Annotated in this window: 13 protein-coding genes; 7 read left to right on the top strand and 6 right to left on the bottom strand. The window is 70.4% G+C overall.

Annotated features, from left to right (window positions below; all coding sequences use genetic code 11):
* Positions 1–123: 123 nt before the first annotated feature.
* Positions 124–4,878 (bottom strand): glutamate synthase large subunit, encoded by a 4,755-nt coding sequence (gltB, locus tag ACFSOX_RS10895; protein ID WP_378477834.1) that lies wholly within the window; start codon positions 4,876–4,878, stop codon positions 124–126.
* Positions 4,879–5,430: 552 nt separating this feature from the next.
* On the opposite strand from gltB, the gene ACFSOX_RS10890 reads away from it, so the two are divergent.
* Positions 5,431–5,937 carry a hypothetical protein gene (locus ACFSOX_RS10890; protein WP_378477833.1) on the top strand — a complete coding sequence of 169 codons (507 nt, stop codon included), beginning with the start codon at positions 5,431–5,433 and terminating at the stop codon, positions 5,935–5,937.
* Between the two features lie 189 nt (positions 5,938–6,126).
* On the opposite strand, the gene ACFSOX_RS10885 is transcribed toward ACFSOX_RS10890, so the two are convergent.
* Positions 6,127–6,606 (bottom strand): Hsp20 family protein, encoded by a 480-nt coding sequence (locus ACFSOX_RS10885; RefSeq protein ID WP_378477832.1) that lies wholly within the window; start codon positions 6,604–6,606, stop codon positions 6,127–6,129.
* A 261-nt stretch (positions 6,607–6,867) separates the two neighbouring features.
* On the opposite strand from ACFSOX_RS10885, the gene ACFSOX_RS10880 reads away from it, so the two are divergent.
* The 4 genes from ACFSOX_RS10880 to ACFSOX_RS10865 all read left to right on the top strand — a co-directional run bounded on the left by ACFSOX_RS10880 (position 6,868) and on the right by ACFSOX_RS10865 (position 10,182).
* Positions 6,868–7,815 (top strand): alpha/beta hydrolase, encoded by a 948-nt coding sequence (locus tag ACFSOX_RS10880; protein ID WP_378477831.1) that lies wholly within the window; start codon positions 6,868–6,870, stop codon positions 7,813–7,815.
* A 288-nt stretch (positions 7,816–8,103) separates the two neighbouring features.
* Entirely contained in the window at positions 8,104–8,379 is a 276-nt protein-coding gene (locus tag ACFSOX_RS10875; RefSeq protein ID WP_378477830.1) for a DUF6460 domain-containing protein, read from the top strand.
* 156 nt (positions 8,380–8,535) lie between these two features.
* Positions 8,536–9,165 carry a S24 family peptidase gene (locus ACFSOX_RS10870; RefSeq protein WP_378477829.1) on the top strand — a complete coding sequence of 210 codons (630 nt, stop codon included), beginning with the start codon at positions 8,536–8,538 and terminating at the stop codon, positions 9,163–9,165.
* Positions 9,166–9,384: 219 nt separating this feature from the next.
* Positions 9,385–10,182, top strand: a complete 798-nt coding sequence (locus tag ACFSOX_RS10865) for a carbonic anhydrase (protein ID WP_378477828.1) — start codon at positions 9,385–9,387, stop codon at positions 10,180–10,182.
* Between the two features lie 554 nt (positions 10,183–10,736).
* Here the strand turns inward: ACFSOX_RS10865 and ACFSOX_RS10860 are convergent.
* Both ACFSOX_RS10860 and ACFSOX_RS10855 read right to left on the bottom strand, forming a co-directional pair.
* On the bottom strand, positions 10,737–11,480 hold the full coding sequence (locus ACFSOX_RS10860; protein ID WP_378477827.1) for a TSUP family transporter: 744 nt from the start codon (positions 11,478–11,480) through the stop codon (positions 10,737–10,739).
* A gap of 397 nt (positions 11,481–11,877) precedes the next feature.
* Positions 11,878–13,521 carry a lysine--tRNA ligase gene (locus ACFSOX_RS10855; protein WP_378477826.1) on the bottom strand — a complete coding sequence of 548 codons (1,644 nt, stop codon included), beginning with the start codon at positions 13,519–13,521 and terminating at the stop codon, positions 11,878–11,880.
* 223 nt (positions 13,522–13,744) lie between these two features.
* On the opposite strand from ACFSOX_RS10855, the gene ACFSOX_RS10850 reads away from it, so the two are divergent.
* Positions 13,745–14,896 (top strand): DUF3616 domain-containing protein, encoded by a 1,152-nt coding sequence (locus ACFSOX_RS10850; RefSeq protein ID WP_378477825.1) that lies wholly within the window; start codon positions 13,745–13,747, stop codon positions 14,894–14,896.
* Here the strand turns inward: ACFSOX_RS10850 and ACFSOX_RS10845 are convergent, their stop codons facing one another.
* Positions 14,897–15,841 (bottom strand): transporter substrate-binding domain-containing protein, encoded by a 945-nt coding sequence (locus ACFSOX_RS10845; RefSeq protein WP_378477824.1) that lies wholly within the window; start codon positions 15,839–15,841, stop codon positions 14,897–14,899.
* Positions 15,842–16,117: 276 nt separating this feature from the next.
* Here ACFSOX_RS10845 and ACFSOX_RS10840 point away from each other — a divergent pair, with 276 nt between their 5' ends.
* On the top strand, positions 16,118–18,112 hold the full coding sequence (locus ACFSOX_RS10840) for a glycosyltransferase family 2 protein (RefSeq protein ID WP_378477823.1): 1,995 nt from the start codon (positions 16,118–16,120) through the stop codon (positions 18,110–18,112).
* Here ACFSOX_RS10840 and ACFSOX_RS10835 read toward each other — a convergent pair.
* Positions 18,004–18,516, bottom strand: a complete 513-nt coding sequence (locus tag ACFSOX_RS10835; protein ID WP_378477822.1) for a hypothetical protein — start codon at positions 18,514–18,516, stop codon at positions 18,004–18,006. The two genes, ACFSOX_RS10840 and ACFSOX_RS10835, sit on opposite strands and share 109 nt — an antisense overlap.
* Positions 18,517–18,622 lie beyond the last annotated feature (106 nt).

The following is an 18,622-nucleotide window of genomic DNA, read 5'->3' as shown; positions in this document are numbered from 1 at the left end:
GCCGGGCTCGACCCGGCCATCCACGTCTTCGTCGCGGTCGCGCTGGAAGATCGTGGATGCCCGCGACGGGCGCGGGCATGACGGACATCTTCGGCGGATCGCCTTTTCTAAACCGCGAACCGCTCACTCGGCCGCCTGCATGGCGGCCTCCTGCTCCTTGGCGAGCTCGGCGAGCGCGCGCTTGTACTCGAGCGGCATCACCTTGCGGAACTTGGGCAGATACTCCGCCCAGTTGTCGAGGATCTGCTGGGCGCGGCGCGAGCCGGCGAGGCGGGCGTGCCGCGTGATCAGGAGATGCAGCCGCTCGCAGTCGTACCGCGTCATGTCGCGCAGCACCTCGACGCGGCCGGGCGTCTCGAGATCCTTGGCGTGGCCGTAGGCCTGCGCGTTGACGGCCTCCTCGGCCGGCAGCGGCGCGAGCTCGACCATCGCCATGTTGCAGCGGCTCTGGAACGAGCCGTCCTCGTCCAGCACATAGGCGACGCCGCCCGACATGCCGGCCGCGAAGTTGCGCCCGGTCTTGCCGAGCACGACGACGATGCCGCCGGTCATGTACTCGCAGCAGTGATCGCCGGCACCCTCGACGACCGCGACGGCGCCCGAGTTGCGCACCGCGAAGCGCTCGCCGGCGACGCCGCGGAAGTAGCACTCGCCCGCGATGGCGCCGTACATCACGGTGTTGCCGACGATGATCGACTCCTCCGGCACGATGCCGGAGTCGGGCGCCGGTCGCACGATGATGCGGCCGCCCGACAGGCCCTTGCCGACATAGTCGTTGGCGTCGCCCTCGAGCTCCATGGTGACGCCGTGGGCCAGCCAGGCGCCGAAGCTCTGCCCGGCGGTGCCGACGAGGCGCACATGGATGGTCCCGTCCGGCAGGCCGGCATGACCGTAGCGCTTCGCCACCTCGCCCGACAGCATCGCGCCGGCGGAGCGGTCGGTGTTGTGGATCGCCGCGACGATGCGGACCGGGGCGCCGCGGTCGAGCGCCGCCTGCGCTTCGGCGATCAGCTTGCGGTCGAGCACCTTGTCGAGCCCGTGGTCCTGGCTCTCGACCTTGCGGATGTGTACGCCCTCCGGCGCCATCGGCTTCATGAACAGGCGCGAGAAGTCGAGACCCTTGGCCTTCCAGTGCTCGACCAGGCGACGCTGGTCCAGCATCTGCATCTGGCCGACCATGTCCTCGAAGCGGCGATAGCCCATCTCGGCCATCAGCTCGCGCACCTCCTCGGCGACGAAGAAGAAGTAGTTGATGACGTGCTCGGGCGTGCCCTTGAAGCGGGCGCGCAGCACCGGATCCTGGGTGGCGACGCCGACCGGGCAGGTGTTGAGATGGCACTTGCGCATCATGATGCAGCCGGCCGCGATCAGCGGCGCGGTGGCGAAGCCGAACTCGTCGGCGCCGAGCAGCGCACCGACCACCACGTCGCGGCCGGACCGGATGCCGCCGTCGACCTGCACGGCGATGCGGCCGCGCAGCCGGTTGGCGACCAGCGTCTGGTGGGTCTCGGCGAGGCCGATCTCCCACGGGCTGCCGGCGTGCTTGATGGCGGTGAGCGGCGAGGCGCCGGTGCCGCCCTCGAAGCCCGAGATCGTCACGTGATCGGCGCGCGCCTTGGAGACGCCGGCCGCGACCGTCCCGACCCCGACCTCGGAGACGAGCTTCACCGAGACGTCGCCCGACGGATTGACGTTCTTCAGGTCGAAGATGAGCTGCGCCAGATCCTCGATCGAGTAGATGTCGTGATGCGGCGGCGGCGAGATCAGGCCGACGCCGGGCGTCGAGTGACGCACCCGGGCGATCGTCTTGTCGACCTTGTGGCCGGGGAGCTGGCCGCCCTCGCCGGGCTTCGCCCCCTGCGCCATCTTGATCTGCATGACGTCGGAGTTGACCAGATATTCGGTGGTCACGCCGAAGCGGCCCGACGCCACCTGCTTGATGGCCGAGCGCATCGAGTCGCCGTTCGGCATCGGCTTGAAGCGGTCGGTTTCCTCGCCGCCCTCGCCCGTGTTCGACTTGCCGCCGATCCGGTTCATGGCGATCGCGAGCGTCGTGTGCGCCTCGCGCGAGATCGAGCCGAACGACATCGCGCCCGTGGCGAAGCGCTTGACGATCTCGGCGGCCGGCTCGACCTCGTCGAGCGGCACCTTGCCGCGGCCGTCCTCGGTCGCCGACTTGATGCGGAACAGCCCGCGGATCGTGAGCAGCCGCTCGGACTGCTCGTTCACCATCGCGGCGAAGGCGCGGTAACGCTCCTGCGAGTTGCCGCGCACCGCGTGCTGGAGCGCCGCGACCGTCGCCGAGGTCCACACGTGCTCCTCGCCCCGGGTCCGGTAGGCGTACTCGCCGCCGACGTCGAGCGCGTTGCGGTAGACCGGCGCGTCCCCGAAGGCGTCGCGATGCCGCCGCACCGTCTCCTCGGCGATCTCCTCGATGTCGACGCCCTCGATGCGGGTCGCCGTACCGGTGAAGTAGGCGTGGACGAAATCCGACTTGAGGCCCACCGCGTCGAAGATCTGGGCGCCGCAATACGACTGGTAGGTGGAGATGCCCATCTTGGACATCACCTTGAGGAGACCCTTGTTGATCGACTTGATGTAGCGCTTCACGATCTCCTTCTCGTCGAGCTTGACGGGGAGATCGTCCTTCATGGCGAGCAGCGTCTCGAAGGCGAGCCAGGGGTTGATCGCCTCGGCGCCGTAGCCCGCCAGGCAGCAGAAGTGATGCACCTCGCGCGGCTCGCCGGACTCGACGACGAGGCCGACCGAGGTGCGCAGGCCCTTCCTGATCAGATGGTGATGCACGGCCGCGCAGGCGAGCAGCGACGGGATCGGGATCCGGTCGGACGACACGGCGCGGTCGGACAGGATCACGATGGTGATGCCGTCGCGCACCGCCTGTTCCGCCTTCGCGCACAGCTCGGCGAGCGCCGGCCGCAGGCCGTCGGGGCCGCGCGCCGCCGCCCAGGTGGTGTCGAGCGTGACCGAGCGGAACTCCGACCCGTCGAGGTCGGCGATCGAGCGGATCTTCTCCAGATCCTCGTTCGTCAGGATCGGCTGACGCACCTCGAGCCGCTTGGTGCGCGACACGCCCTCCAGATCGAACAGGTTCGGCCGCGGCCCGATGATCGAGACGAGGCTCATGACGATCTCCTCGCGGATCGGATCGATCGGCGGGTTCGTCACCTGGGCGAAGTTCTGCTTGAAGTAGGTGAACAGGAGCTTCGACTTCGACGACAGCGCCGAGATCGGCGTGTCGTTGCCCATCGAGCCGACCGGCTCCTCGCCGGTCGCGCCCATCGGCGCCATCAGGATGCGGACGTCCTCCTGGCTGTAGCCGAAGGCCTGCTGGCGATCGAGCAGCGGCAAGTTGGAGGCGGCCGAGACGCTCTTCGCCTTGGGCAGATCCTCGAGCACGAGCTGGGTACGGGCGAGCCAGTCGCGATACGGGTTGGCGGAGGCGAGCCGCGCCTTGATCTCGTCGTCCGGGATCAGCCGGCCCTCGACGAGATCGACGAGCAGCATCTTGCCGGGCTGCAGGCGCCATTTGAGGACGATGTCCTTCTCCGGGATCGGCAGCACGCCCATCTCGGAGGCCATCAGGATGCGGTCGTCGCGGGTGACGATGTAGCGGGCCGGCCGCAGGCCGTTGCGGTCGAGGGTCGCGCCGATCTGGCGGCCGTCCGTGAAGGCGATGGCGGCGGGGCCGTCCCACGGCTCCATCAGGGCGGCGTTGTACTCGTAGAAAGCGCGCCGCTCCTCGTCCATCAGCGGGTTGCCGGCCCACGCCTCGGGGATCATCATCATCACGGCGTGGGCGAGCGAGTAGCCGCCCTGGACCAGGAACTCGAGCGCGTTGTCGAAGCACGCCGTGTCGGACTGGCCCTCGTAGGAGATCGGCCACAGCCGCTCGATGTCGTCGCCGAACAATTCGGAGCGCGCCGAGGCCTGGCGGGCCGCCATCCAGTTGACGTTGCCGCGCAGCGTGTTGATCTCGCCGTTGTGGGCGATGAAGCGGTACGGATGCGCCAGCGACCAGGTCGGGAACGTGTTGGTCGAGAAGCGCTGATGGACCAGCGCGAGCGCGCTTTCGAAGTCCGGCTCGGAGAGGTCCGGATAATAGGTGCCGAGCTGGTCGGCCAGGAACATGCCCTTGTAGATCACGGTGCGGCACGAGAACGACACCGGATAGTACATCGCGGTGTTGCGGCCGCGCTTCTCGTAGAGCAGGCCCGAGATGGTCTTGCGCAGGATGTAGAGCCGCCGCTCGAACGTGTCCTCGTCGAGCTTGCGGCCCCCGAGCCCGATGAAGATCTGGCGGTGGAACGGCTCGGTCGGCTTCACCGACCAGCCGAGCGTGGAGTTGTCGGTCGGGACGTCGCGCCAGCCGAGCACCGTCATGCCCTCGCGATGCGCCTGCGCCCGGACCAGATCCATGATCTCCTCTCGGCGCTCCTCGTCGTGCGGGAGGAACACCTGGGCGACGCCGTAGCGGCCCGGCTCCGGCAGCGTGAAGCCGAGCTCGGCCGCCTTGCGGGCGAAGAAGGCGTGCGGGATCTGGACCAGGATGCCGGCGCCGTCGCCGGCACGCGGATCGGCCCCGACGGCGCCGCGATGCTCGAGGTTGCACAGGATCGCGAGCGCGTCGGCGACGATCTGGTGCGACTTGCGGCCCTTGATGTCGGCGATGAAGCCGACGCCGCAGGAGTCCTTCTCGAGCGCCGGATCGTACAGGCCGCGCGCCAGCGCGGCGGCCGGCAGCGTCGTGCCGACCGCGTCCGTCGTCGCTTTCGTCGCCGCAGTCGCCGTCTGCCGGGGGGCCGCCTCGTCTTCGAAACGCGTGCCCTCGATATCCGAGCCGGACCTGATCGCGGTCATGTGCAAACCCTCTTCGCTCGCCGCTCCGGGCCGACCGTTCACCAAACGACCGTCCCGACGCGGGCGCGCCCGTCGCGCCGCCGCACCCCTCGGTGCAGCGCCGCCAACGGGCTCGTTGTCACCGGCCGGAGATCGGGCCGATCGACGCCAGGTGGCACCCTCCGGTCATCGCACGTCGGTTGTCCGCGTGAATCGGATCGCAGGCGACCCGGACCGGAGCTGTCAGTACCAATTCGTCAAACTGGGACAGCAATGCTGTCCTAAATAACAATGCCAAACTCTTGCCATGCATTCAAGGCACCGGGTTTCAGATTCGGCGACTTTGCCCGAATTTCATTGCGCGCGCCACTGAAGGCCGATCGCGCGCTGCATCGAAGTACCGGCCCGGCGGCGGTTTTTCGCGCCCGGCCCACGGGTCGGCGATCCGCGTCCGAAGCGCCCCAGCCCTGCCCGATTCAGAGGGCTCTCTGGCGACCGGGGGGAGGGGTCGCCATGCGGAATGCCACCACTTCGATCTGTCGACGGTCGACCGAGCGGTCGACGTGCCGTCCGGTGGTCTCACTCCGGGGGGGCGCGACGGCCGCGATCTTCGCCGTCGTCTACGGCATGGCCGTGACGCCGGCCGCGGCGCTGTCGGCCCGGGTGGACGCCCTGCCGGGCGAATCCGCCGCGGCGACCGCCCCGCCACCCGCCGCCGAGCCCAGACCCCGCCCGCCCGCCGAGCCTCGCCCGACCGCGAAGCCCAAGCCGACCGCTGCGCCGCGCGCCGTCTTGCGGCCCGCCCCGCAGGCGCGCCGGCCGATCCCGCCCTGGATCTTCGGGCGCGGCCCCGAGCCGCGGCTGGTGCCGCCGCGCAGCATCCCGACCGGCCGGACGACCCGTCCGGCCGACGCGGCGGCGCGCCCACCGGCGGCGCGCGCGGGCACGGTCGGCGCCGGAAGCGACCCCGCCACCACGGCATCCACCCGGCTTTCCACGCCGGCCGGGACCGGGCCGAAGCCGAAGCTTCCACCACGCGCGCCCGGCGCCATCGACGTGCCGGTCGCGCCGCTCGACTGAGCACCGGCCGCGTCGGATCGGCGACGAATCGGAGCCCGCACGAAAAGAAAACGCCCCGGGCGGGGCGCTTCCAGTTTCGCGATCAGGCGCACTCTCGGGCGCGCTCCTCGCGGGCCTTTTCGGAGGCGACGGGCGACCGCGGTCGGACAGGCCCAAGCCGTCACACCGGGATCGTCACGCCGGGATCCGTCACGCCGCCCTGGCGTCGATCACCTTTCCGGCCCCCGACGTGGTGCCGATGGCGATCTGGCGCGGCTTCATCTTCTCCGGAATCTCCCGGACCAGGTCGATGTGCAGAAGCCCGTTCTCCAGCGAGGCGCCACGCACCTCGACGAAGTCCGCGAGCTGGAACGCGCGCTCGAAGGCGCGGGCCGCGATGCCCTGGTAGAGAACCTCGCCCTTCTTCTCCTCCGGCTTGGCGGCCGGCTTCTCACCGCGCACCGTCAGGGTGTTCTCCTTCGCCTCGATGGCGAGGTCGGCGGCCGCGAAGCCGGCGACGGCGAGCGTGATGCGATAGGCGTTCTCGCCGGTCCGCTCGATGTTGTAGGGCGGGTAGCTGGAGCCCTGGCCCGAGCCGTCGTAGCCGGCCACCTGGTCCAGCATCGAGAACAGCCGGTCGAAGCCGACGGTCGAGCGGTAGAGGGGCGTGAGATCGAAAGTCGTGCGCATAGCATATCCTCCTAGGAGCGATGAGCTGTCGCGAAACGGTCCGCCTGCTGGCCGGACCCGTTCGAGCGCCGCCGGATGGCCGGCGCCACTGGTGATATGGGAGGCTCGAAACCGGCTTCAAGACCCCCGGCGAGGGCGCGCGGCGACCGCCGACACGGTTCGGCGACACCGCGCCGGAGAGCCCGGCGCGCCGGTTGAGCGAGCGGCCCGGCCTGCTATAAGCGGCCGTCCGCCCGGCCCCTCGCGACGAAAGTCCCCGCCGTGAAGCTCGTGTCCATTCCGGCCAATCCGGCCCCCTCCGACGCGGCCGTCGGCGCCATCGCGACCCCGGACGGGGTGACGCTGCGCTACGCCCGCTTCGCGCCGCCGCCGGGCCGCAAGGGCACGGTCTGCCTGTTCCAGGGCCGGGCCGAGTTCATCGAGAAGTATTTCGAGGTGGTGCACGACCTGCGCAGCCGCGGCTTCGCGGTGGCGACCATCGACTTCCGCGGCCAGGGCCTGTCGCAACGCGTCGTGCGCGACACCCGCAAAGGCCATGCGCGCCGCTTCTCGGACTATCTGATCGACCTCGAGACCTTCGTGAAGCAGGTGGTCCTGCCGGACTGCCCGCCGCCCTTCTTCGCGCTCGGCCAGGGCATGGGCGCGACCGTGCTGATCGAGTCGGCGGCGCGCGGGCATCGCTGGTTCGACCGCATGGTGCTGGCCTCGCCGATGATCGGGCTGGCGCGACGGCCGCTGTTCGGCGCCGGGCCGGCCTTCGCTCGCTCGCTGCGCCTGCTCGGCTTCGGCCGCCTCGCCGCACCGGGCGGCGGCCGGCAGGCGGCCGCGGCCGAGCCGTTCGCCGACAATCCGCTGACCTCCGACCCGATCCGCTTCGCCCGCACGGCGGCCGTGCTCGAGGCAGAGCCCGCCCTCGCGGTCGCCGCCCCGACGATCGCCTGGACCGACGCCGCCTTCCGCACCATGACGGCGATGCAGCGGCCGCAATATGCGGCCCGGCTGCGCCAGCCGATGCTGCTGATCGCCGGCGGCCACGACACGATGATCTCGACCGCGGCGATCGAGCGCTTCGGATTCAACCTGCGGGCCGGCTCGCACTTGGTGATCCCGGGCGCCCTGCACGACCTGATGATGGAGCAGGAGCCGCTGCGAAAGCTGTTCTGGGCCGCCTTCGACGCCTTCGTCCCCGGCACGCCGCTGTACGGTTAGGTGGCCGAGCCCCCGGCCCGAGCGCTCATCGGCTGGCCCCCACGCGGGGCGGGAACGCGGGAGCCGCGGCTCACGCCAGCGCGGCACGGCTTACAAATAACGGCGGGAGCACGGTTGCGTTCGGGCGGCCACGGTTCCGCCTGCGAGAGCCTGCACGCTGGCCCCGCTGCCGCCATCGTCTGTGCTATGGTGCCGGCCGGACGGTGGCACATCCAGGGACACGGCATGACGATGCGGGATCCGGAACGGCGGCCGATCCATTACGCGAACGGAACCGACGGGACCGGCATGCAGCAACGGACAGGCAGCCTCGAACGCTTTCTCGGCGGCTCGCCCGGCGCCGTCGCGGCGCGGCTCGTCCTCCTGTCGATCCTGGTCGGGGTCGTGCTCTCCGCGGTCGGCCTCGATCCGCTCAACATCATCCATTCGATCGAGCGCCTCGTGCGCAGCGTCTGGGACATGGGCTTCGATGCGATCGTCTGGCTGTGGCGCTACTTCCTGCTCGGCGCCGTGCTGGTGATCCCGATCTGGCTGGTCATCCGGCTCGGCAAGGGCGGGCGCTGAGGCGCGACGACCGGCCTCGCGGGCATCGGCGCGCCCGCCGGGTGGGCGCCGAGCAGCCCTGCGGTCGGTGTCGGCGCATTCCGCTTGGCAGACCCAGGCTAAAATTCCTATACTGATCCGAATCCATCGTGGCCCCGGCGTTCCGCAGGAGGTCCAATGCTGACCCATGCCCAGATCTGGACGGCGATCGACCGGCTGGCGGCGCGCGCCGGCCTGTCCGCGTCCGGGCTCGCCAAGCGCGCCGGCCTCGATCCGACCACCTTCAACAAGTCGAAGCGCATCACCCCGGACGGGCGCGCCCGCTGGCCGTCGACCGAGTCGGTGGCGAAGTCGCTCGCCGCCACCGGCGTGACGATCGACGAGTTCGTCCGGCTGATCACCGAGGACGGCAGCAATGCCGAGCAGGCCGTGCCGCTGATCGGCTTCGCCGAAGCGGGCACGGGCGGCTATTTCGACGACGGCGGCTTCCCGGTCGGCAAGGGCTGGGACGAGATCCCGTTCCCGGCCGTCGAGGACGAGCATGCCTATGCGCTCGAGATCTCGGGCGACTCGATGCAGCCAGCCTACCGGGACGGCACCGTGATCATCGTCTCGCCGCTGGCGCCGATCCGGCGCGGCGACCGCGTCGTGGTGAAGACCCGCGACGGCGAGGTGATGGCCAAGGAGCTGCGTCGCAAGACCGCGAAGACGCTCGAGCTGCGCTCGCTCAATCCCGAGCACCAGGACCGCGTCCTCGCCGCCGAGGACGTCCTGTGGGTCGCCCGCATCGTCTGGGCGAGCCAGTAGACCGTAGACCGTCCCGGCCGAAGGTCTCGGTGTGACCAGCCGCGGTTTTCGAGCGTGCCCTGCGCCTCACGGCGTGGTGTCTTGCGACCGTCGTCGCACGCCCGGTAAGAGCGAGCCGTCAGCACCAAGCGAGCGATTCGGGCGCGCCCGGCACGGGCCCGCTCGCGTGCCCGCCCGCGTGCCCGCACCGCACTTGCACTGCACTTGCACGGAGGCCTCATGAAGCTCGATCGGCGTCACACCCTCAAGGCCCTCGCGGGCCTCGCGCTCTGCCCGCTCTGCGCGCCCTCCGGCTTCGCGGCCGAGACCGGGCACGCCCACTGGGGCTACGAGGGCGCCGGCGGCCCGTCGCATTGGGGCGACCTCGACGCCGCCAGCAAGGTCTGCTCGGTCGGGTCGCAGCAGTCGCCGATCGACATCGACCACACGATTCGGGCCGAGCTGTCGCCGCTCGACATCAAATGGGGGCCCGACGTCGCCGCGATCGTCAACAACGGCCACACCATCCAGGTGAACGTCCCGGCCGGCTCGACCCTGACGCTCGACGGCAAGTCCTACACGCTCTTGCAGTATCACTTCCACCGGCCGAGCGAGCACACGGTCGGCGGCAAGGCGTTCCCGATGGAGGTGCACTTCGTCCATCGGAACGACGCCGGCGGGCTCGCCGTGGTCGGCGTGCTGATGACCGAAGGGGCCGGCAACGCGGCCTTCTCGCAGGTCGTCGCCGCCATGCCGCAGCACGAGGGACCGCCCGTGCCGGTGTCCGGATCCTGGCCGTGGAAGAACGCGAGCGCGCCGGGGATGGATCCCAACGCCTTCCTGCCGAAGGGCCGCGGCTACTATCGCTACACCGGCTCGCTGACGACGCCGCCGTGCAGCGAGACGGTCGAGTGGCTCCTGATGGCCGAGCCGGTCGAAGTCGCGGCCGCCGACGTCGCCGCCTTCGCCAAGCTCTATGCGATGAACGCGCGCCCCGTGCAGAAGCTGAACCGGCGGTTCGTTCTTCGCGGCGGGTGAGCTGGCGCGAAACCCCGAAGCCTCCGTGTTCCGGACGCGATGCCGCGCGCGGCATCGCGAGCCGGGACTCCGGGCCGCGTCACGGCGGGCTGGACGACAGGACTCATTGCACCGGCGGGCCACCGCGGCAGGCCGCGTAGCCCCAGGTCGGGATATCGCATTTCGAACAGCCGGCGAGCCCGAGACCCAGGCCGACCACAACCAGAATCGCCACGGTACGCATAACGCCGCAAAACCCCTGCGAAGCCGATCCGTGTCCCCCACCGGAAGACTAGGCGAGCCCTAGCCCGCCGCGCCAGGGGGCTTTACATGCCGTTTACACTGGACCGGACGGGTGTGGCCGCGGCGCCGCACCGCGCGCCGTGTCCGCTCATGGCGCCAACGGCCTGCGACACGCCTTCTTGCTCCGCAGCTCTCACGGTCCGTCATGGCCGGGCTCGTCCCGGCCATCCACGGTCTTGTGCTGGCGATGCCTCGAAGGTCGTGGATGCCCGCGACGAGCGTGGGCATGACGGAGCGAGGGGCAGAAGGCTTCGTGAGATTTGTGCGAAGAATCAGCCGCCGATCACCAGCGCGCTGCCGCGGGCCAGATAGACGACCCCGATGGCGAGAATGATCCAGCGGGTCCACTTGCGGAACCCGTGGTCGGTCATCCGCTCGAGCACCAGCACGGCGAGCGACGTGCCGGCGATGCTGAGCAGGAAGGCGGGCGCCAGCGCCCACAACGGGTCGATCCTGGCGGCGCCCGCGAAAGAGGCGAAGTAGGTCGCCCGCAGCACGTGGCTGAAGGTCTGGCTCACCGCCTTGGTGGCGACCGTGGTCTTGCGGTCGATCATGCTCTTCTGGAAGAACATGTCGAGAAACAGCCCGCCGACGCCTGACAAAAGCTGCACGATCGTCGTCAGCAGGCCGGCCAGGAACGGCATGCCGCGCCACTCGATGTTGGGCCGCCAATTTTTGGGCAGCATCTCGACCAGGAACGGCATGATGCCGAGCGCCAGATAGACGGTCGCCTTGTCGGGGATGAAGGCGACGAGCCGCATCGCCGCGAAGGCCAAGAGCGCGCCGCCCGCGTACCACCAGAAGATCGGCCAGCGCACATGCGCCCGCCACATCGTGGCGCGCCAGCCGTTCGCCGCGAACTGGATGATCGAGAACAGCACCATGGCGGTGGCGACGTCGTAGAGCGTCAGCAGCACGCCGAGCAGGATCATGCCGCCCGCCATCCCGAAGATGCCGGAGACGAAGGACGAGCCGACGATGGTGACGCCGATCAGCGCGTAGGCGGCGAGGGTCATGTGATCAGCAACTCGGAGCCGTCATACCCGCGACGCGCCCCATAGGCGCCGAATTCAGGTTCGAAGCCTCTCCGTCGTCATGCTCCGCGAAGGCGGAGCACCCAGTACGGCGCAGCGCTCCGACTGAAACGACGAACGCCGGTGAATACTGGGTCGTCCGCCTGCGCGAGGGCTTTGCAGAATGGTCATTCCGGGGCGCGCCGAAGGCGCGAACCCGGAATCCAGCAGCAAACTCGGCATTCTGGGTTGGATTCCGGGTTCGGCGCTGCGCGCCGCCCCGGAATGACAGAATAATGCAAAGCCCTCGCCTGCGCGGACGACGACCACCGAGTGGCAGTGCCTTCGCTCCAAACGCTGGGACTTCGGGGACGAGCCCGGCCATGACGAGCCTGTCATATCAAGCCGAGCGTGCCAATGCGCCGTCGATCATGTCGATGGTGTTCTTCAGCCCGTAGATGGCCACGAACGAGCCGAAGCGCGGGCCCTTCTCCTGGCCGAGCAGCACCTGATAGAGCAGGTTGAACCAGTCGAGCGAGACGCCCGGCTTGCCGTCCTTGCCCTTCTTCTTCTCGTCCAGGAAGGGCGGCCTTCGGCCGACCTCGTAGACGACCTCCTGGATCGCCTCGGCGGTGGCGTCGTCGGGGAGCTGAGAGAGCGCGTCGCGCAGATCCATCAGGGCCGCGCGCTCGCCGTCGCTCGGCTCCCGGAACTTTTTCGCGGGCAGGACGAAATCGCGAAAATAATGGATCGCGTACTCGACCTCGCGCTGCAGGCGCGGGTGCGACTGCGGCGTCACGCCCGGCCAGTAGCGGCCGATGAAGCCCCACAGCGTCTCGGCGTTCTCGGCGTTCGAGGCGGAGACGAGGTTCAAGAGCATCGTGAACGAGAGCGGCACGCTCGTGTCGGGCGGTGTGCCGGCATGGATGTGCCACACCGGATTCGTCAGGCGCTGCTTGCCGTCCTGCCGCTTGTAGCCGTCGAGGAACTGAGCGTACTCGTCGACATTGCGCGGGATCACGTCGAAGTACAGCCGCTTCGCCGCCTTCGGCTCGCGATACATGAACAGCGACAGGCTCTCCGGGCTCGCATAGCGCAGCCACTCGTCGATGGTGAGGCCGTTGCCCTTCGACTTCGAGATCTTCTGGCCCTTGTCGTCGAGGAACAGTTCGTAGGTGAAGCCCTCGGGCGGCCGCCCGCCGAGAACGCGGCAGATTTCGCCGGAGAGCTTGACCGAGTCGATCAGATCCTTGCCGGCCATCTCGTAGTCGATGCGGAGCGCGGTCCAGCGCATCGCCCAGTCGGCCTTCCACTGGCACTTCACCATGCCCTTCGTCACCGAGGTGGTGACGCGCTCGCCCGTGTCCGGGTGCTCGTACGTGACGGTGCCGCGCTTGGCGTCGCGGGCGACCATCGGCACCTGCAGGACCATGCCGGTGCGGATGTCGACGGGGAGGAACGGCGAGTAGGTGGCGCGCCGCTCCGGCCCCAGCGTCGGCAGGATGATCTCCATCACGGCGTCGTAGTGCTCGAGCATTTTCAGCAGCGTCGCGTCGAAGCGGCCGGACTTGTAGTACTCGGTCGACGACGCGAACTCGTAGTCGAAGCCGAAGGCGTCGAGGAAGGCGCGCAGCCGCGCGTTGTTGTGCTCGCCGAAGCTCGGATGCGTGCCGAACGGGTCGGGCACCCGGGTCAGCGGCTTGCCGAGATGCGCCGCGACGAGCTCCTTGTCGGGGATGTTGTCGGGCACCTTGCGCAGCCCGTCCATGTCGTCCGAGAAGGCGATCAGCCGGGTCTTGATCTTGTCGTCGGTCAACACCCGGAAGGCGTGGCGCACCATGGTGGTGCGCGCCACCTCGCCGAACGTGCCGATATGCGGCAGGCCGGACGGGCCGTAGCCGGTCTCGAACAGCACCTCGTCCTTCGGGTGCTGCTTCAGCCGCGCGACGATTTTCCTCGCCTCCTCGAACGGCCAGGCCGTGGAGGATTCGGCGAGCGCCCGCAGGGCGGCGGGATCGAGATCGGCGGCGGCGGAATCGGACATGCTTGGTCTCCGGCAGGGCCGGGGCGCGCAAGCCGCATCGGGGCGGCGCAGCGGACAGCCCGGCCCGCCTCGTCTAGAGCATTTCCGGGGGAGGTGGAAACCGTCTGCCGGAAAATGCCGGCGGTGCGCCGCGCATCCGCCCCCACAGCCTCGAACCGCGGCCTTCTCGGTCGTAGTGGTTGTATGGCATGATCGCGCAACCGAACGCGGCCGAGGGAGCGACATGGCGACGACGCGCATCCGGAGGCACCGCAAGCGAAAGACCGCCGATGCGATCGGCCGGCTTCCGGTCGCGAAGCCGGTCGATCGGCTTCGGCTCGCCTTCGGCAGGTCGGCCGCCGGAGGCGCGAAGGCGCTCCGGGAGCTGCGCGCGAATCTCTCCGGGATCGAGATCGCCGGCGACACGGTTTTCGTGGCGAGCGACGAGGGGACGTCGCTCGACGTGCTGACCCGCACCGGGCGCGGCCAGGTCTATGCCCAGCACCGCCGCTTCCCGCTGGCGCGCAGCTTCGCGCTGAAGCAGACCGGCAAGAACACGGAGGCCGATCTCGAGGGGATCAGCCGCGACGGCGCGCGGCTCTGGCTGCTCGGCTCGCATTGCCGGATCCGCAAGCCGGACCCCGACAAGGCGGCGAAGAAGGGCGAGGATCTCGACGCCTGCGAGATCCTCTCGCGCCGCAAGACCCGCAACCGCCATCTGCTCGGCTGTCTCGATCTGGACGATCCGCCCGACGACCCGCAGGCGGGCTTCCGGCCACGCGCCTCGGCCCGGCTGCCGTTCACCGACGACGGCAACACCTTGATCGAGCTGTTGGCCGCGGCCGACCCGCAGCTCGCGCCGTTCCTCGACCTCCCGGCAAAGGAGAACGGCTTCGACCTCGAGGGGCTGGCGGTGCGCGGCGACCGGGTCTTCGTCGGCCTGCGCGGTCCGGTGATCGCCGGCCGGTCGTTGGTGCTGGAACTCGGCGTCGCGATCCACCGCACGGCGCGCCGCATCGACCTCGTGCCGGTCGCCGGCGTGCCGTTCGCCAAGCATGCCCTGCCGCTGCAGGGCCTCGGTATCCGTGATCTCGCCTTCCGGGGCGACCGGCTCCTTGTCCTCGCCGCCCCGACCATGCCCCTCGACGGGGTCGCGGCGGTGTTCGAGTGGGATGCGCATCGCCGCGACCCGCGGGGCGGCATCGTCGCCGAGACGCGCTGCCGGCCGCTGCTGCGCCTGCCGGGCGGCGACGGCCACGGTTATCCGGAGGGCATCTCGTACCTGCCCGACGCGGACACGATCGCGGTCGTCGTGGACAATCCCGAGCCCGCGCGGCTGCGCGACCGGTCCGGCATCATGGTCGACGTCTTCGCCCTGCCATCGCGGCGGCGCTGATCAGAACGGGTTGATCGGAAAGTATTTCAGCCAGAGGTCGGCGAAGCGGCCCTTCTCCCACAGGCGGAACAGCGCCCAGTTCATCGCCAGGCGGAGCTGGTCGTTGCCCTTCTTCACCGCGATGCCGACGCCCTCGCCGAAATAGCGGCTCTCGACGAACGGCCCGCCGACGAAGGTGCAGCAGCCGGCGGCGTCCGCGCCGTTGAGCCAGAAGGCGAGGCCGTAGCCGTCGCCGAACAGGAGGTCGACCTCGCCCTTCTGCAGGGCCGCGCGGGCGTCCTCCGCGCTCGGGTAGGGCTTGAGCTCCGCCTCGGTGAACAGCGCCTTGAGATACGCCTCGTGCGCCGTGCCGGCGACCACCGCGATCGTCTTGCCCTCCACCCGCTCGGGCAGCACGGTGTCGAGCCCCGACCCGCGCCGCGCCGCGAAGCGCGCCACCGGCCGGTAATAAGGATCGGAGAAGTCGATCTTCTTGCGGGTCTCCGGCGTCACCGCGATCGACGCGATGGCGGCATCGCCGCGATTCTCGGCGAGCGACTCGATCAGCGTGTCGAAACGGCGCATCTGGATCGTGCAGGCGATCTTCAGCTCGTCGCAGATGGCGCGGGCGAGATCGATGTTGAACCCCGCCGGGTTGCCGTCCGGCCCCGCATAGTTGAACGGCGGGTAGTCGACCTCGCTCATGAAGCGGATCAGGGTGAGACGCAGGTCGGGCCGCTCGGGGCGGCGCTTGGGATCCCAGAAGCCGGGAATCGGCAGGCCCGGCGAGGCGGTCTGGGCGTGCGCCGTGGACGGCCCGAGCGGGCCGGGACCGCCGACGATGCCGGTCAGTCCGGCCAGTCCGGCCACGAGACCGGCGAGCAGCGCAATCTTGACGCGCTTTTGAACGGACGCTCGCGCAACTTGTCGCAACTTCCGCGTGCCTGGGCTAGTCTGTCGTCGCATCCGGTCGTCCGGGGATAGAGCGCGCGAGATCTCGCAGGCCGCCCTTATAGACGAAGTTCCGGGCCGGAGCAGCGTCGAAGTCGCAGTCCAGTCGAAGTCGCAGACTCGGTTCAAGTGGCGTGCCGGACCGTCCGGCCCGGAGGCGTGATGCTCGATCGCGGCGACAGCCCGCGACCGCGGGAGGGGATTCTCGAACGAGGCGGGGCGATCGTGCCGCGCCCCCCGGCGGGGGCGCGCGCGTCAGGCGAATCCCCGGTCGCCCCCGGGCTCTTGCGGTTGGCGAATCCCGCGCCGCGGCCGACGCTGCGTCGCGCCCGCAGCGCCTGCCCGGAGCTCGACTGTGTCCGCGACCGGCTCTCTCCGGGCGATCTCGCCTTCGCCGAGCGGCGCGCCCGCGCGATCGGCACCACGGCCGACCGGGTGCTGGTCGCCGCCGGCCTCCTGAGCGACGACGACTATGTCCGGGCGCTGGCCCGCCATCTCAGCGTGCGGTTCGAGCCGCTGGACGAGACCCCGCGCGACGCCGTGCCGGTCGACGACGACGCCCTGATCGACGCCGCGGTGGCAGGGATGCTGCCGCTCGACACCGGGCTGCGCCGCGAGATCGTGGTGGCGCCGCAGGGCGCCGCGGCCCGCCGCCTCGCCGAGCTCGCCGGCTCGGCCGACGCGCCGCGCGGCATCCGGCTCACCACCGAAGCGCGTCTGCGCGGCTTCGTGGCGCGCGCGGCCGACACGGCGCTCGGCCGCCGAGCGGCCTTCGGGCTCGCGACCGCGCATCCGGGTCTCTCGGCGGCGCCGCGTCGGCTGGCAGCGGCCCGGGTCATGACCGCGATGGCGGCCGCGATCCTGGTCGGCGTGGCGTGGCCCGGCGGCACGGCGATCGCGCTCGGCATCGTGCTGGCCGTGCTGTTCCTCGCCTGGACGGCGCTGCGGCTGTTCGCGGTGGCGACCCCGCCGCAGCGTCCGCCGTCGTCCCCGTCACGCGACGCGGACGAGACGCTGCCCGTCTACACGATCGTGGTCGCGCTCTATCGCGAGGCTGCGACCGTGCCGCAGCTCGTCGCGGCGCTCGACGGGCTCGACTGGCCGCCCGAGAAGCTGCAGATCGTCGTCGCGCTCGAGGCCGACGACACCGCGACGCGGCGCGCCTTCGCGACCGAACGGCTGCGATCCCAATGGGAGCTGCGGACCGTCCCGCTCGCGGGTCCGCGCACGAAACCGAAGGCGCTCAATGCCGCCCTGCCGTTCGCGCGCGGCGAATATCTCGCCGTGTTCGATGCCGAGGACCGGCCGGAGCCCGACCAGCTCCGCCGCGCCGCTGCGGCGTTCGCGAGCGGCCGCGACCGCCTCGCCTGCGTGCAGGCCCGCCTCGCCATCGACAACACGCGGGACAGCCTGCTCACCGCGCTGTTCACGGCCGAATATGCCGGGCTGTTCGATGTCTTCCTGCCGGTGCTCGCGGCCCTGCGGCTGCCGCTGCCGCTCGGCGGCTCGTCGAATCACTTCCGCACCGCGGCGTTGCGGGCGGTCGGCGGCTGGGACGCCTTCAACCTGACCGAGGATGCGGATCTCGGCGTGCGGCTCGCCCGCTTCGGATTCTCGACCGACGTGATCACGTCGACCACGCTGGAGGAGGCGCCGGCGACGCTCGGGCCCTGGCTGCGCCAGCGCCGGCGCTGGTTCCAGGGCTGGATCCAGACCGTCGTCGTCCACATGCGCGCGCCCCGCAAGGCGCTGGGCGAGCTCGGACCGGCGGGCTTCGCCACCCTGCATCTCGTGGTCGGCGGCACCGTGCTGGCCGCGCTCGTCCACCCGGTGTTCGCCACCACGCTCGTCGTGAACCTGGTCCGCGGCGGCGGGCTCGCGCTCGGTGATCCGGCCACGATCGCGCTCACCGGGCTGTTCGGCCTCACCGCCGTGGCCGGCTGGGCCGCCTCGTTGCTGCTCGGGCTCGTCGGGCTGAAGCGCCGCGGCCTTCTCGGCATCGCCTGGGTGCTGGCGCTGGTGCCGTTGCACTGGATCCTGCTGTCGGTCGCGGCCTGGCTGGCGCTGATCAAGGTCTTCCGCGACCCGTATCGCTGGGACAAGACCGAGCACGGGCGGGCGAAGACCTCGCGCAGCGGGGCGCGCGTCGTCGCGTGCACTGGCGTGCGTTCCGGCGTTCAGTGCGGCGCCGTCTCCGGGGCGGGCCGATCGGCTGCGGGCGGATCGGGTGGGCGGTTGCGCCACGGCTTGAAGAAGCCCGAGGTCGCGCCGGCGACCAGCCAGTAGGCGAGGCCGGCCGCGATCCCGGCGGCGACCAGGCTGATCGGCGTGGAGAGCATGCGCATGCCGCCTTCGGTCGCCGCCGCCGACCAGCCGACCGCCGCCGCGAGCCCGCCGTTGGCGGCATGGAAGACGAACGAGCGCACCGCGAAAACCTCGGCGATCAGCACGCCGACCGTGGCGACGGCGAGCGCATAGGTCGCGGTCGCGGCGAGCATCATCAGCAGGTCGGGGGCGGCGCTCACGAAGGCGAAGAAGAAGTCGCCTTGCTGCTCCGGCGCGGCGGCGGCGAGGGCCTGGACGGTGCCCAGATTGGCCACGACCACCACGGCGATCGCGACCACGAGCGCGATCACGGCGCCGAGCGGGACCAGGAGAAAGCGCAGGAGCAGGCGGCCGACATCGTCCATGAGATGATCACCTCGAGCCGAGGTCCAACCTCGCTGGCCGGGCCATTCCGGGGCGCTGCGAAGCAGCGAACCCGGAATCCAGCGGCGCGGTCATGAGCGTGGGGCT

Source organism: Rhodoplanes azumiensis (assembly GCF_042682915.1).
Lineage (GTDB): Bacteria > Pseudomonadota > Alphaproteobacteria > Rhizobiales > Xanthobacteraceae > Rhodoplanes > Rhodoplanes azumiensis.
This window is presented reverse-complemented; position numbering and strand designations above follow the sequence as displayed.